Genomic DNA, 14,994 nt, shown 5'->3' with positions numbered 1-14,994 from the left:
ATCACAGGAAGGTGTACATTGTGACTGAAGCATCAGTCAGCAACATCGTCGTGCGCCCAGCAAGGGCTGACGACTTCGATTTCGTCGCGGATCTTATGATCCGGGCGCTCACACCGTTTTATGACGGTGACCACTACGCACATGCGCGGCGCATCTTTGACGCGCACATCGCGGGTGGCATTGACCGTGTTGGCCAGTTCTCTGCTGGACAGTACATGTTCATCGCCGAGAGCGATGGACGGCAGGTCGGAGTCATCCACGTCGTAGAGAAGAAGCAGGGGACTGTCAAGATCAGCCCCCTCATCGTTGATACGGCGTACCGAGGGAAGATGGGCGTTGGAAGCATGCTGCTCAAGCACGCTGAAGATTTCGCCCGTAGCCTCGGTGCTCGGCAGATCTACTGCACTGTGGCAGAACCGAATAAAAAGGCGCTGGGATTCTTCCTCCGGAAGGGCTTCCGCATCACCGGAACAGCGAAGGATCACTACAAGATCGGCATCGATGAGCATATGCTGTATAAGCAGCTCATTGACGAGGCGGGGTTTGACTCGCCGAACATCTCTGTGGTTCCGTTCGATGAGAGCCAACACGCCGACGGCGCGCGAGCTCTCATTCTGTCGCAGATGAGTGGCGACTTCGACGGTGTGGATAGCAACTGGGTTGACGCCCTATTTGCTGGTTACCGTCGTATGGAGTCTGGCGACGTGAACACCAAGTTCAAAATCATCTTCGTCGCTGAGTGCGACGGTCGGGTGGTCGGTGTCGCTGGGGCTACTCCTAAGAAGGGGCGGCCCATCAAGCTGATGCCTTTGGTGGCCTCGTCAGAGGCGGCGTTTGAGGCACTCATTATCGACCTGCAGGGGTTGTTGGAGGACTACGGTCACAAGCTGTATGTCCACTTGGTTCCCGAGCCGTGGCAGGTCGCCTGTCTCCAGCGTCATGGCTGGAGCCTGGAGGGCGTGTTCCCCGGTGGGTACGCGCCGAACAGCGTGGTTCAGCAGTGGGGATTCAACTTCAACAAGGAAGGAGCAAGTGTGCGTAAGATGCGCATCAAGAAGCCCTATTTCGACGCCATCATGGAGGGTTGTAAGACTCTCGAAGTTCGCGTCGGCTACAACAGTATCAAGCGCCTTAAGGCGGGAGGGCTGTTGCAGCTCGAGACTGGACATACGTCTGGCGTGGTACGTATCAAGTCGATCCGCATCTACCGTAGCTTCGCTGACATGCTCTCATCGGAAGTGTGGCAGCAGATCGTGCCGCAGGCGAAGAGTGAAGAGGAGGCACTTCGCCTCCTCCGCAAGATCTACCCTGACCACAAGGAACGCCTCGGCGTTCACGTCATTGAGGTCGAGAAGTAGATAGGACAACAGATTGGGGTGCGCATCCCCTAGATTGGAGAAATCCATCTGAACAAATGCGAGTGACTTGGGCTAGTGTCACTGATACCTGACTTAAGGTATCGAACAACTAGCCTATTTTTCTTGGAAGAGATATCTGATATCTATGAGAGATGGGAGGTTAAATTTATACAACCTCACCCATTTCACATTCCCTTCACATACCCTTGCTACACTGACATAGAACCAAGAAAGGAGATCTATGTCATTTGTACAACGTGCCTGGCTCTACATCACCAGGAAAAAACTCAAAACGCTGATTTTGCTGGCGATTTTGCTGTGTATGTCGACGATTATGCTGAGTGGATTTGCCATTAAGCATTCGACCGACGCGGCGGCGCAGTCGCTGGACAAAACGCTCAAGGCCGGCTTCACGCTGGGCAATAATCCGCGCACCAATCCAGGAACCGCCCGCGGTTCGGGAACGGTGTCAAACAAAGACATCGACGCGGTGAAGAATCTGGGGGGTGTGACGGACTATGTCAAGCGCCAGAACGCCACGGTCGATTTTATCAATACCAAGCTAGTGCCACTACCGAGTGGCGGCAGCGGTTATGATGCCGAGAAAGATAAACAGTTTGGTAACGCCGCTACCATCATCGGTGTTAATAAATCTGAGTCCGAGAAAAAGTTCCGGGCTGAGTCGCTCAAGCTCATCGCTGGCCGGCACATCACCGAGAACGATTCGCACAAGATTTTGGTGCACGAAGCTTTCGCCAAGGCCAACAACCTGAAGCTTGGTAGCAAAATTAAGTTAAGGGCCAATCAATACGACACCGATAACGAGCATCCATCCAAGGACGAGGTCGAGGTAGAAATCGTCGGTATATTTACCGGCAAAAACCCAAAGCAGGCGACCTATCAGGTGGAGCTGTTCGAGAATTTGTTCTTGACTGACCTCACGACAACCCGCCAGCTGAATGCCTATACCGAGCAAAATGAGATTTACCAGGACGCTACGTTCTTCACCAAGGGCACCAAACAGTTGGATGAGGTGATGGCACGGGCAAATAAATTGCCGGTCAATTGGCAAAAGTATCAATTGAATAAGAATAACCAGGAACTGGCTGGCGTAACTGGCGCAGTGAACGGTGTGTACGGTCTGATCGACGGTATGTTGTGGGCGACGGCGCTGGTTAGTGTGGCGGTGATCGGCATGGTGCTGTACTTGTGGATGAACGAACGCAAGCGCGAAGCGGGCGTACTCTTGGCGACGGGTGTGCCGCAGTCAAAGATTGTACTGCAATACATCGCTGAGCTGGTGATGATCGCGGTGCTGAGCTTCGGTGCGTCGTACTTTACTGCAGGGCTGATTGCTCAACAAATGGGCGATCACGTGGTGTCGCAGGCGGCGCAGAATGCCACACGTCAAGCTGGCAGTTCCCTCAATGGTGCATCGCTCGGTGCTGACGCTGACTCGGTGACGTCATCGCGCACGCTAGAAAAGGTGACGGTTGGTGTACAACCGACAGATCTGCTGGCAGTGTGGGGCGCTGGACTGGCGGTGATTATCATTGCAGTGCTGCTGGCTTCGCGGCCGATTACCCAATCAACGCCAAAAGAATTACTAACTGAAGTGGACTAGGGGCGAATGATGACGATTATCAAACGAGCCTGGACGGCTGTGGCGCGGCGGCGGCGTCGCAGCCTGACCATCGCCCTGATCATGACGCTGATTTTCACGCTGCTGATCGGTACGCTGACAGTGCAGCAGACGATGGCGCAGCTGAAGCAATCGGTCGAGCGGAACATCCGCGCTGGCTTTAGTATCGCCAGCAAGCAGTCATCGGGCGAGGTGCCGATGGAAATGGCACGACAGGTGCAGCGTGCACATGGCGTCAAAGCGCACAATTTCCAGACAGAGACCACCGCGGGACTGCCGGGCAAGCAATTAATCGACACGGCAGGCGGCGGTGTGCAGCTGGACGCTGGGATTGCTGGCGAAGCGAAGGTGACGGGCGCCACACAGAGTAATCTGCTTAGCGAGTTCACTGGTAAATTTTACCAACTGGAGCAGGGCAAGCATTTGACCGAGCACGATCAAAACGCGGCCCTGATTCACAAAACGTTCGCTGAGAAAAATAATATCAAGCCAGGCGACAAGCTGGACATCACCAAAGACGGCCGGCGGGTGACGGTGACTGTCGCTGGTATCTTCAGCGGCAAAGGCGAAAAGCCAGCGGTCTTACAGTCCGACATGGCGGAGAATCATGTCATAACCAACTTAGCTGTGGCGCAGCAGCTGACGGGTAGCCAGCAGTTGACTCGAGCGACGTATTTCGCCGAAAATCCGCATCAGCTGAAGTCGTTAACGGACCACGTCAAAAGTTTACCAAACGTCGATTGGCAGAAATTCAGCCTGACTGACAACGGGGCCGTGTTCGCTGGAGTTCTCCAAAACATCGCTGGCATTCAAAATATTTTGACGATTGCCACCATCGGCGCAGCCGCAGCGGGGTTGGCGGTACTGTCACTGGTGCTGGTGTTCTGGGTGCGCGGCCGCTTGCATGAAATTGGCATCTTGCTGTCTATCGGCACGTCGAAGCGGCAGATTATCGGGCAGTTCTTGGCAGAGCTGGCCATCATCGCTCTAGTTAGTTCGGTGTTCGCGCTCGCCATTGGCTCGGTCGCCTCATCGCAAATTTCTACTGCCCTGACAGCGCAAACCGACCAAAGCCAGCGCACAGAAAAGACTGCGGTGCACGCCGCGCCAGTGGCGACCTACCTAGAGGCTTTCGCCTTCGGCTACATGGTCGTTCTGCTATCAGCCACCGCTGCCACCGCGCCAATTATGCGCCAATCACCAAAGCAAATTTTAGCAAAATTAAGTTAGGAGTTATTATGTCAATACTTACGTTACGCGATATCATTTACTCATACGCCGACGGCACTAGCAATGTGCTCAACGGCATCAATTATCAGTTTGAAAAAGGCAAATTCTACGCCATCGTCGGTAGTTCTGGCGCCGGCAAGTCGACACTGCTGGGACTGCTAGCGGGGCTAGACACACCGACTGGCGGGCAGATTTTGTTCGATGATCAAGACATCGCCGAGCAGGGCTACTCGCATCATCGCAAACACAATATCTCACTGGTATTTCAGAATTATAACCTGATCGACTACTTGACGCCGCTGGAAAACTTGAAATTAGTTAATCCGAAGGCTACCAACGAAACGTTGCACGCCATGGGACTGGACGACGATCATATCAATCGCAACGTCATGAAACTTTCTGGCGGTCAGCAACAACGCGTGGCGATCGGGCGAGCGCTGGTATCCTCCGCACCGATTATCTTGGCGGACGAGCCAACTGGTAACCTGGACGAAACCACCGCTGCCGACATTATCAACATCCTGCGCCGGGCCGCCCACAAAAACGACAAATGTGTCATCGTCGTCACTCATAGTAAACAGCTGGCCAAGCAAGCGGATGTAGTATTGAAGCTGAAGGATAAGAAGCTTCAACTCAGTAAGAAAAAATAAAAGGGGTAACTAGGGTTTAATTGTGGTACAAGTGGTGCTGCAATGTGTCGGGTAAATTAGGCGCGAGCATATCATAGGATTCGCCAGTCAAGGCGATTGACAATCGGTCACGTGGCTGACGCTTGGATAATTTCGTCATGCCAAAGAGCTGTGGGCTCATTTTTCCACCAGGGAGATTGTCGAGTCGGCCAAAACCGGCGGTCAGTCGAACCGTATATTCATCCTGTGATTTGGCGATGTCGGTGAGATGACTGAGTAGCGGGATGAGCGTTTTGTGACCAAAATCAGCCCGCTGCTCACGTGAGAAACGCGCGTTGCTCTGCGGTAGTGGCACTGCAAGATTCTGCCCGTCGCCTGTCCAGTCGATCAGCTCGCCGCCATAACGTTGCACAGCAGTGATTGCTTGGCTACCAAACCAAACGATGAATGAGCGCAGTTTTCCATTATCACGCGCCATCTCCCTGGTTGAGTCCGACACATCCCACGTGGTGAGGATTGCGTTCGGTGTGGTGGGTGATTTGAGGGCTAGCATGTCGGCGACTGACTGAGTGGGGTATGATGCTCTCGCCAATGCTTGCAGTGCTGTGATGCCAACACTGAGTGCAGTTTTGGTTCTGTCATATCGCCATAGTGTTTCTAGTTTGCCCAGCTGACGTTTAGTTGGCGCACGGTCTTTGGTGAAAGCAGCTTGCAGAACGGCGTGTTGGTCGGGCAGCGGCAAGTTGAGGACGCGATGATCAGGATTCATCGCACTCTCAGTTAGAGTAATGTCGTCTTGATTGCCTTCAATGACACGTCCAGCAACTGACGACCCATCAACGCGGTGCCCTGTGATATGTGCTTTTTGAAAATCAAATCGGCCGTCAGTCGGAGCTTGCGGTGAGCATGCGGTAGCGATTGCCCCAATCGAATCAGGATTGCATTCATCATGCACAAAAACGGTGGCTGCATCTGGCTGAATATCAGCTGTGTGTGCGTGCTGTAGAAAATCACCCACTGTTTGCGTGAGTATCTGTTGATGAGCGCGAGCCAACGTCTCGCAAGAAGGCTTCCGATGCATCTTATATATTATATCATATATTTATGAATATGGGAATAATGTAGAATAAATAATATGACTAGGTATTGCGCTGGTCTATATTAATTAAGCACGAAGGCTAATAGCGATATGTATGATGACATTGTAACAAAGCTGGCAAAGCTTGCTGAGGGTAATGAGACGTACGCTGAGTTTAACAAGCGTATCGTCAATACCGAGATGCCGGTCATCGGTATACGGGTGCCGGATTTGCGGCGCTTGGCGAGGGAGTTAGCGCCTGATATGAGCGCAGCGGATATTAGTGAACTGCTGACGGTTCAGGATGAATCTTTCGACTACGTGTTGTTGTGTGGATTGTTGATTACGCACGCTAGGCTCGATGATCAGACGGCGATTGATTTGACCAAGCAATATTTGCCCCGCGTTGATTCGTGGGCGCACATTGACGTTGTTATTGAGAAAAAGCGACGATTTGCCGGTGAATCGTGGTGGAATTTTGCACTGGAATGTTTGCAGAGTGAGGCTGAATTTACAGTGCGCTACGGTGTGGTTTCTTTGATGACTAATTTTCTGGATGAGGCGCATATCAATCAGGTTTTTGCAGTACTACGTGACATTACGCACGATGGTTACTATGTCAAAATGGCGTTGGCTTGGCTATACGCCACGGCGGCGGTAAACTTTTTTGAGCTGACGCTGGCTGAACTAGAAAACGGACATGTTGATGCCTGGACGCGCAATAAAGCTTACCAAAAAATGCGCGAATCAAGGCGGTTTACGTCCGAACAGCAGGACATCATTGCCAAATATAAAGCTAAAGAATATTACCGATAATTACCGACCTGCGGCTTGGCTCTACAAAAGTCGAATAGTTACAGATAAGATGATATACTAGTAACTAGTATGAAAGTCAGCCTAAACCTTATCAAACAATTGATTAATTTTGAATTACCTCCCGTAGATGAGTTGGTGGCGCGGGTCAATCAGCAACTCGGCGGCGTCGAAGAAGTGATCGACCTCAGCGCTAAATATGGCGGCGCGCGAATTGTCCGGGTGGTTGAATGTGCCAAGCATCCTGACGCTGATCGTCTGAGTGTGGCCAAGATCGATGATGGCAGTGCGGTGGCGGATGTGCCGCGTGATGACAATGGTCTGGTGCAGGTGGTCTGCGGCGCGCCAAATGTACATGCAGATATGTGGGCGATTTGGTTGCCGCCGAAAAGTACGGTGCCGGCGAGTTTTGATGACGATGAGCCGTTCGTGTTGGATGCACGACCACTGCGTGGCGTGCTCAGTCAGGGTATGTTGGCGGCGGCAGACGAGCTGGCGATTGGTACGGATCACGAGGGAATTATTGAAATTCACCAACATGACATGCCGGCGGGTGTTGAGCTCACGGCGGGCGCTCGTTTTGCTGAGACGTTTGGTTTGGATGACTATGTGCTAGATATCGAAAATAAGATGTTTACGCACCGGCCGGACTGCTTTGGGCAGCTTGGCGTGGCACGCGAGATTGCTGGGATTTTTCATCAGCAGTTTGCCAGCCCTGAGTGGTATAAGTCAGAACAGCAGTTTGCTGGCGCTGAGGGTCTGGAGCTAACAGTAGCGAACGATGCGCCAGAATTAGTGCCGCGGTTCATGGCAGTAGCGTTTTGTGACGTTACCGTGGGTCCAAGCCCGTTGTGGCTACAATGTAAATTGGTGGCGATGGGTGGCAAGCCGATTAACAACATTGTCGATGCCACGAATTATATCATGCTACTAACGGCACAGCCAACGCACGCCTATGATTATGATAAATTACGCGGACATAAACTTGAGGCGCGGCTGGCTCGTGATGGTGAGAAAGTTAGCTTGCTGAATGGCAAGAAATATGAGCTGACGACGGACGACATCGTCATCGCTGATGGCGAGGGTGTGATCGGCCTGGCGGGAATTATGGGTGGTGCTGATACTGAGGTTTCGGATGGCACGAAAAACATCGTCCTCGAATGTGCTAATTTTGACATGTATGCGCTGCGCCGCACCGCCATGCGACATGGTATTTTCACCGACGCGCTGACGCGGTTTAATAAGGGTCAGTCGCCGCTCCAAAATGCTGCTGTGCTGAAGCAGCTGATGAACATGGTGGGTGGAGTGCAGGCGAGCGAAGTGTTTGATTTGAAGCAATTTAGTGACGAGCTCGACGATTATTTTGATGGAAAATACACGCCGGCTAATATTGATATCGACAGTAAATTTATCAATGAGAGATTGGGCTTGGACTTATCTGGCGATGATATTTGCGACTTGTTGAATAACGTGGAAATAAAGAGTCATGGTCCGGAAGAAGAATTGGATTATATTTGCATCCAATCGCCATTTTGGCGCACCGACCTTGAGCTACCGGAGGACATTGTCGAAGAGGTCGGCCGGCTGTATGGCTTTGATAAATTGCCGCGCCAATTGCCGCGTCGTAGCATCAAATCAACACCGAAAAACTTGCGTCGTGAGCTAAAAAACGCCGTTCGTCAAAGTCTGTCGCGTGCTGGCGCTAATGAAGTCTTGACCTACAGCTTCGTTCATGAACGCATCCTGAAAAACGCCGAGCAAGACATTAGCCAGGCGTACAAATTATCAAACGCCCTCAGTCCTGATTTGCAATATTACCGCTTGACGGTGCTGCCGAGTTTGCTCGACAAAGTTCACGCTAACATCAAGGCTGGGCATGATGAATTTTCCTTGTTTGAAATGGGTAAGGGCCATGTCAAAATGCACGGCTTAGGCGAAGATGGTTTGCCAGAAGCTAGTCAGTTCACCGACATCGTCTATGCCGCCAAAAAGCCGGGAGCGGGTGCACCATTTTACAAAATTCGTCGCTTGGTTGAGCAGCTAGCACATGACCTTGGTGCCGAACTGGTGTTTAAGCCAATTGAACAAGAACTTGCGTTTCCGGTCACGGCACCGTTTGACCAATCACGCAGTGCACTGGTCGAGACGACTGACGGGCAGTTCATCGGTATAGTCGGAGAATTGAAACAGCCAGTCATCAAGAATTTCAAATTGCCAGCGTACGTAGCTGCGGCCAGCTTGGATACAGCTGGCCTAGAGGCCGTCTACGCCAAGCACGGTAGTCATTACCAACCGCTCAGCCGCTATCCATCAACCAGTCGCGATATTTCGCTGAAACTACCAACTAATATCAATTATGCATCTGTCGCTCAAGGCATTGATCGCATTCTCAAAACGGTGGAGATTGATGCGGCCTTTCATGCGGTATCCATATACCAGCCATCAAACGATGTGACAACAAAAACCTTAACCTTCCGCTTAGTCTTCACGAGTCATCAGCGCACCTTGGTTGATTCCGACATTACGCCAATTATCGAATCGATCCAGCAGACCATGCAACAAACTTACGGCGCGGAGCTTGTCTGATGAAATCGCTCCTCCGTACCTTGGGCTATACGCACAATATGCTGCCGTTTTATGTCAAGATTAGCCTGTGTTCGATATTGGTGGCGTTGACTGGCATCGCCATGCCGTATGTCATATCGCGGGCTACTACTTTGATGGTGGAAGTGGTTGAAGGCAACAACATCGGCGTTGGTCAGGTGCTGTGGCTGGCAGCTTTGCTATTGGTGTTTGACGTTGCCAATGTGTTGATTCGTAACTTAGGTGGCTACTGGGGCGATGTTATGTCCACCAAGCTCAAAGCACAGTTGTCGACGCATTATTATCACCACTTGCTTAGCCTGCCACAAAGTTATTTTGATGGGGAACTGACAGGCACCATCATCAACCGCCTGAACCGCGCCATCACTGAAATGAGCAATTTCCTGAATATGTTTGCAAACAATTTCCTGCAAATGCTCCTGACCAGCTGTATCACGATTGGTATCGTCCTGACGTACAGCTTAGAGCTGGCACTGCTGGTATTGATATTGTATCCGTTGTTCATCTGGCTGGCAGTATTGACCAGCAAAAAATGGCGCTATTTCCAGTCAAATAAAAATCACGAAGTCGATATGGCTAGCGGCCGATTTGCAGAAGTCGTATCGCAAATCAAAGTGGTCAAAAGCTATGTTCGCGAAAGTTTAGAGTACCGACATTTTGCCAAACGTTACCGTAAAACCATCGCCGTAACGCGCAAGCAGTCGCGCTATTGGCACAAAATGGATGTCATTCGCGGCTTAATTTTGAGCATTGTCTTTTTCCTCATCTTTGCGTACATTTTTGTTCAGACGACCGAGAAAAAGTTTACGATTGGTGAGATGATTTTGCTCATCACCTTGATCAACAATCTGCGAACGCCGCTCTTTAGTATGAGTTTCATCGTTGATGGCTTTCAGAAAGCAGTGTCAGGGAGTAAAGATTTCATTGCGGCCATGGAGCTCAAACCTGGTATCAAGGACGCGCCTGATGCGGCTCACCTGAACACGGAAAAGGCGACGATCTCCTTTGACGATGTGTCGTTCCGATACGCTAGTGTGCCAAATCGTCCAGTTTTGCACAACATTTCCTTTACAATTCCTGCTGGTAAGCGCGTGGCTTTAGTCAGTGAGTCGGGTGGTGGTAAAACCACGATTACCAATTTGTTGATGCGGCTGTATGAACGTGATAGTGGCGTCATCTCAGTCAATGATACTGACATTCGCAACCTGACCCAGCGCAGTTTGCGCGGACACATTGCAACAGTCTTTCAGGACCCGGTGCTTTTCTCTGGTACAATTCGTGAAAACATTGCTTATGGTAAAGCAGATGCAACGGACAAGGAAATTTTTGCCGCCGCCAAAGCCGCCAATGCTGATGAGTTTATTCGCCAGTTGGACTATGGCTACGACACGCAGATTGGTGAGCATGGTCTGAAACTTTCAGGAGGTCAGAAACAGCGCATTGCCATTGCACGTGCGGTGTTGAAAGATGCGCCAATTTTGATATTGGACGAGGCAACCAGTAATTTGGACAATAAGAATGAACATTTGGTGCAGCAAGCGCTTGACCGGTTGATGAAAGGTCGCACTACATTGATCATCGCTCACCGCTTGTCGACCATTGCAGCGGTCGACACCATTATCACTCTGAAAAATGGACGAGTTGATGAGATTGGGTCGCCAGATGAATTGGCTAAGACAAATGGCATCTACGCCAAGTTGCTGGAGCTGCAAAAGAATCCTGGTGTAGCGGGCGAGCGGCTGGCTGCGTATGACATTGCCGCCGAGCCAAAAGTTGATGTATAATAGGATAAACAGAGGAGGATAAGATATGGCGATAGCAAGATCGCAAAGAATAGGAATTTGGATTATTACAATCACAATGTTAGTGGGTACAGTTGGCGGATTTATCGCCATGATAGTGGCTCCGGGCAATGAAGCCAAAGATCAGGCTGAGCTGCAGCGAGCGCAAGAAAGCTATAAAGCAGCAAATACAGAACGCCAAAAGAAAGTTGACGCGCAGACGGCGGAATTAAACAATAAATATTATGCTAAATTTGCTGAGTTTGGCTCACGGGTCGGTGCGTTTGAAGCTGGCGATGTCAAAGAACTCGGCAAAGAGGACTTGGTGGAAGGTGACGGCGCAGAAGTCAAAGATGACACCAAATTTGCGGTGTATTACATTGGATGGAATGCCAAAGGTGAAGTATTTGACCAGTCAATCGCTGATGGTAAATTGAAAGCACCATTTGCCATAAACGGTCCGGCGAATACCGCAGTCATCCAGGGTTGGAAAGAGGGCCTAGTTGGGATGAAGATTGGCGGTGTGCGTGAATTGACAATTCCAGCTGATAAAGCTTACGGCAGTCAAGGTCAGGGTGATAAAATCCCTGCCAATGCGCCGCTGAAGTTTGTCATCATGGCCATTGAAAAGCCAGCAAATATTCCACAGCCAGAAATGCCAGAAATTATCAAACGATATTATAAATCAAGGGGGCTCAATGTCTAAAGAAGTTATCATCGTTGGCGCTGGTCCAAGCGCGCTCACCGCAGCCATCTATTTGTCGCGTGAAGACGTGCCAACGACACTGTATGAACGCGGCGTGGTCGGCGGCATGGCGGCTATTACTGACCAAATTGATAATTACCCGGGCTTCGCTGAGGGCGTGACCGGCATGAAGTTGGCGTCCGAATTGCAGCAGCAGGCTGAGCGGTTCGGTGCGGATATTGAGTACGGTGACGTGACAGAGCTGAAGCAAGTTAATGGCGAATTGGAATTGACAGTTGATGGTCAGCCAGTGCGAACTAAAGCTGTGTTGTTAGCGACCGGCTCAAATCATCGGAAGCTGGGTGTGCCAGGCGAAGACGAGCTGTATGGTCGTGGCGTGCATTACTGTGCGACGTGCGACGGTGCATTTTACCGCGATAAGAAACTGATCGTCGTTGGTGGCGGTAACTCAGCGGTGCAAGAAGCGATATTTTTGACTCGCTACGCAAGCCACATTGACCTGTTGGTGCGCAGCAAATTACGCGCCAGCGACGTCTTGCAAAAAGAACTACAAAAATACGTTGACGCAGGCAACATTACCGTCCACATCGGTGCAACTACCGATGAAATTATCGTGAAGGACGACCAATTCTACGGTGTCAAATCAACCCAGAACGGCGAGCAGAAAGAGTTTACTGCAGACGGCTTATTTGTCTTCATCGGCTTGATTCCAAATACGCAGTTTTTGACAGACTCAGATGTTGAGCTGGACCTCGGCGGACACATCGTCACCGACGAGCATTTGCACACCAATGTTCCCGGTGTCTTTGCTTCGGGTGACGTGCGTTCCGGTGCAACCATGCAAATCGCTTCGGCGGTCGGCGAGGGCGCGGTCGCAGCGTTGCAAATTCGTGAATATTTACAAGAAAAAGCCAGAGAGGAGTAAATCATGGCAGACTTCAATCAAATTTTAACACCAGGTGACGTAGAAAACGGCATCGTGAATGTTGTCGTTGAGATCCCGCAAGGTTCAAACCACAAAATCGAGTGGAATCGTGAGCTAGCGGTCATGCAACTGGACCGCGTCGAGCCAGCAATTTTTGCCAAGCCAACCAACTATGGTTTCATCCCGCAGACATTGGACGAGGACGGCGATGAATTGGATGCTTTAATCATCACCGACCAGCCACTGACAACGGGTATTTTCATGGAGGCAAAGGTTATTGGTGTGCTGGAGTTTGTTGATGATGATGAAGTTGACGATAAGGTGATCGTGGTGCCAGCTGATGACCGCAACACCGGTGATGCTATTAACTCATTGGAAGACTTACCGCCACAACTGCTCAAACAAATTGAGCATCATTTCAATCACTACAAAGATATGAAAAAGCCAGGCTCGACAGTCGTCAAGGGCTTTGGTGACGTTGAGCGTGCCAAGCAAATCATTCGCGATTCGATCATTCGCTGGAACGAGCAAGCGTAAGAGTATCGACGCAACAAAACAATATCACACCTCACTCAGAGTACTCTTTACAGGTGACCTACGGTCAGCCTGTGGCGTTCGGCTGACGGGCTTTCGCGCCCGTCACGGCCCCTGAGATGAGGGTGATATTGTTTTTTTATATTCCGCCTACAAGATTGTACCGTTGATTATCGGTGCCGAAACAGTGACGAAACGCCGCCAGTCAATTGCTGCAAGATGCCACCGCTACGCGACAATTGCAAACGCAGCTTGTCTTTAGCGTGAGGCGTTATGATCAGTTCGCGCCAATCCGGCTTGGGGTGGGCGGACTTATTGGTTAAGACTTCGATGGTGTCGCCGTGCCGCAAATGATAGGTAAACGGCTTCATGACACCATTGATTTTGAAACCACTAGCGTGCGCCGCGATGTCAGAGTGAATGCGGTAGGCATAATCCAATGGGAAAGCGCCGCGTGGCAAATCATAAATATCGCCTTTTGGAGAATACACGAAAATGCGGTCCGAGAACAATTTCATGCGGAACTTATTAGAATCAAATCGTTTGCCTTCGCCCGCCAACGCTGCCGCTTCCTGAAGGTCGCGAATCCACGACAGGTCTGCCGGCATAGCGCCCATACGACCCTTTTTGTACGCGTCGGTCAATTTCTGCTCGTTGTAGTGGAAGCTGGCCGCCAAACCACGCTCAGCGTATTCGTGCATCTCTTTGGTGCGAATTTGAAATTCAACAATTTGCCCACTCGGCGTTTGCACGGTGGTGTGTAGACTTTGGTAACCGTTTGGCTTGGGGTTGGCGACATAATCTTTGATCCGCTCGTACATCGGCTGATACATATCGTGCAAAATCCCCAGAACCAAATATCCCGTCGATAAATCATCGACAATAACCCGCAGGGCGATCAAATCATAAATCTTATCAATATCGCCGACCTTATCAAGTTTTTTAAACAGACTGTAGACACTTTTGACACGGCCGTCCATCTGGAAAACGAGTTTTTCCGCCTTCAGTCGCGCCTCGACTTCACGGCGAACACGGTCCAGTTTTCGCTGCGACTTTTTCAATCGACTATCCATCAAATTTTTGGTGCGGTGAAAATCTTTCGGCATTAAATATTTGAAACTCAACTCTTCCAGCTGCACACGCACGCGACCCATGTTCAATCGGTCTGCCAGCGGCGCAAACACCTCGATCGTCTCGCGAGCAATTTTCTTCTGCTTCTCTGGCGACATAAATTGCAGCGTCCGCATATTGTGCAGGCGATCCGCCAATTTGATGATAATTACCCGCACATCTTCACCGACCGCGATCATCAATTTAGTCAAATTATCCTTGGTGTGTGGCAAATAGCTGTCCAGACTGCGCATGCCAGCGCGTGCCTGCGACACCTTGGTCACGCCATCCACCAAAAACGCCACGTCTCGTCCAAATAAACTCTCCAGTTCATCTAGCGTCGCGTCGGTGTCCTCGACCGTGTCATGCAGCACGCCCGCCACCACCGTGTCGATGTCCATGCCCCACTCAATCAAAATCTCGGCCACCGCCAGCGGGTGATTGATATACGGCTCACCGCTTTTGCGTTTTTGTCCAGCGTGTTTTTCAGTCGCATAATCAATCGCACTCGCCAAAACCAGCACTGGCACTTCATCATACTTTTGCCCAGCTGTGGCGAGTAGCTCTTCACGCGTCATATATAT

The 14,994-nt window shown here is 50.8% G+C and carries 12 protein-coding genes; 10 read left to right on the top strand and 2 right to left on the bottom strand.

Features of this window, described 5'->3' with window-relative positions; genetic code table 11:
- Positions 1–20: 20 nt before the first annotated feature.
- The 4 genes from V4210_RS02860 to V4210_RS02845 all read left to right on the top strand — a co-directional run bounded on the left by V4210_RS02860 (position 21) and on the right by V4210_RS02845 (position 4,880).
- Positions 21–1,358 carry a GNAT family N-acetyltransferase gene (locus tag V4210_RS02860; protein ID WP_338520544.1) on the top strand — a complete coding sequence of 446 codons (1,338 nt, stop codon included), beginning with the start codon at positions 21–23 and terminating at the stop codon, positions 1,356–1,358.
- A 241-nt stretch (positions 1,359–1,599) separates the two neighbouring features.
- Complete coding sequence (locus tag V4210_RS02855) at positions 1,600–2,982, top strand: ABC transporter permease (RefSeq protein WP_338520542.1); 1,383 nt, start codon at positions 1,600–1,602, stop codon at positions 2,980–2,982.
- A 6-nt stretch (positions 2,983–2,988) separates the two neighbouring features.
- Positions 2,989–4,230 (top strand): ABC transporter permease, encoded by a 1,242-nt coding sequence (locus tag V4210_RS02850; RefSeq protein WP_338520541.1) that lies wholly within the window; start codon positions 2,989–2,991, stop codon positions 4,228–4,230.
- Positions 4,231–4,238: 8 nt separating this feature from the next.
- Positions 4,239–4,880, top strand: a complete 642-nt coding sequence (locus V4210_RS02845) for an ABC transporter ATP-binding protein (RefSeq protein WP_338520539.1) — start codon at positions 4,239–4,241, stop codon at positions 4,878–4,880.
- Between the two features lie 16 nt (positions 4,881–4,896).
- On the opposite strand, the gene V4210_RS02840 is transcribed toward V4210_RS02845, so the two are convergent.
- Entirely contained in the window at positions 4,897–5,940 is a 1,044-nt protein-coding gene (locus V4210_RS02840; RefSeq protein WP_338520538.1) for a hypothetical protein, read from the bottom strand.
- 108 nt (positions 5,941–6,048) lie between these two features.
- On the opposite strand from V4210_RS02840, the gene V4210_RS02835 reads away from it, so the two are divergent.
- From V4210_RS02835 to V4210_RS02810, 6 genes are all read left to right on the top strand, one after another.
- A complete protein-coding gene (locus V4210_RS02835) occupies positions 6,049–6,753 on the top strand; it encodes a DNA alkylation repair protein (RefSeq protein WP_338520536.1) in 705 nt (234 codons plus the stop codon).
- 69 nt (positions 6,754–6,822) lie between these two features.
- Positions 6,823–9,336 carry a phenylalanine--tRNA ligase subunit beta gene (gene pheT / locus V4210_RS02830; protein ID WP_338520535.1) on the top strand — a complete coding sequence of 838 codons (2,514 nt, stop codon included), beginning with the start codon at positions 6,823–6,825 and terminating at the stop codon, positions 9,334–9,336.
- The gene (locus tag V4210_RS02825) at positions 9,336–11,138 is read left to right on the top strand and encodes an ABC transporter ATP-binding protein (RefSeq protein ID WP_338520534.1); all 1,803 of its coding nucleotides are present in this window, start codon (positions 9,336–9,338) and stop codon (positions 11,136–11,138) included. The genes pheT and V4210_RS02825 overlap by 1 nt, the downstream gene beginning before the upstream one ends.
- A gap of 25 nt (positions 11,139–11,163) precedes the next feature.
- On the top strand, positions 11,164–11,841 hold the full coding sequence (locus V4210_RS02820) for an FKBP-type peptidyl-prolyl cis-trans isomerase (protein ID WP_338520533.1): 678 nt from the start codon (positions 11,164–11,166) through the stop codon (positions 11,839–11,841).
- Entirely contained in the window at positions 11,834–12,766 is a 933-nt protein-coding gene (locus V4210_RS02815) for an NAD(P)/FAD-dependent oxidoreductase (protein ID WP_338520532.1), read from the top strand. The genes V4210_RS02820 and V4210_RS02815 overlap by 8 nt, the downstream gene beginning before the upstream one ends.
- 3 nt (positions 12,767–12,769) lie before the next feature.
- Positions 12,770–13,303: an inorganic diphosphatase gene (locus tag V4210_RS02810; protein ID WP_338520531.1), complete on the top strand. Its 534-nt coding sequence runs from the start codon at positions 12,770–12,772 to the stop codon at positions 13,301–13,303.
- A 167-nt stretch (positions 13,304–13,470) separates the two neighbouring features.
- Here V4210_RS02810 and V4210_RS02805 read toward each other — a convergent pair whose 3' ends face one another.
- Positions 13,471–14,988, bottom strand: a complete 1,518-nt coding sequence (locus tag V4210_RS02805; protein WP_338520530.1) for a RelA/SpoT family protein — start codon at positions 14,986–14,988, stop codon at positions 13,471–13,473.
- Positions 14,989–14,994: the final 6 nt, after the last annotated feature.

The organism is Candidatus Nanosynbacter featherlites, from assembly GCF_037013405.1.
GTDB lineage: Bacteria > Patescibacteriota > Saccharimonadia > Saccharimonadales > Saccharimonadaceae > Nanosynbacter > Nanosynbacter featherlites_B.
This window is presented reverse-complemented; position numbering and strand designations above follow the sequence as displayed.

What these genes read in the sequence shown, in the direction of transcription:
- V4210_RS02855 (WP_338520542.1), top strand. Translation starts at nt 1,600, where the DNA reads ATGTCATTTGTACAACGTGCCTGGCTCTACATCACCAGGAAAAAACTC.
- V4210_RS02850 (WP_338520541.1), top strand. Translation starts at nt 2,989, where the DNA reads ATGATGACGATTATCAAACGAGCCTGGACGGCTGTGGCGCGGCGGCGG.
- V4210_RS02845 (WP_338520539.1), top strand. Translation starts at nt 4,239, where the DNA reads ATGTCAATACTTACGTTACGCGATATCATTTACTCATACGCCGACGGC.
- V4210_RS02840 (WP_338520538.1), bottom strand. Translation starts at nt 5,940, where the DNA reads ATGCATCGGAAGCCTTCTTGCGAGACGTTGGCTCGCGCTCATCAACAG.
- V4210_RS02835 (WP_338520536.1), top strand. Translation starts at nt 6,049, where the DNA reads ATGTATGATGACATTGTAACAAAGCTGGCAAAGCTTGCTGAGGGTAAT.
- pheT (WP_338520535.1), top strand. Translation starts at nt 6,823, where the DNA reads ATGAAAGTCAGCCTAAACCTTATCAAACAATTGATTAATTTTGAATTA.
- V4210_RS02825 (WP_338520534.1), top strand. Translation starts at nt 9,336, where the DNA reads ATGAAATCGCTCCTCCGTACCTTGGGCTATACGCACAATATGCTGCCG.
- V4210_RS02820 (WP_338520533.1), top strand. Translation starts at nt 11,164, where the DNA reads ATGGCGATAGCAAGATCGCAAAGAATAGGAATTTGGATTATTACAATC.
- V4210_RS02815 (WP_338520532.1), top strand. Translation starts at nt 11,834, where the DNA reads ATGTCTAAAGAAGTTATCATCGTTGGCGCTGGTCCAAGCGCGCTCACC.
- V4210_RS02810 (WP_338520531.1), top strand. Translation starts at nt 12,770, where the DNA reads ATGGCAGACTTCAATCAAATTTTAACACCAGGTGACGTAGAAAACGGC.
- V4210_RS02805 (WP_338520530.1), bottom strand. Translation starts at nt 14,988, where the DNA reads ATGACGCGTGAAGAGCTACTCGCCACAGCTGGGCAAAAGTATGATGAA.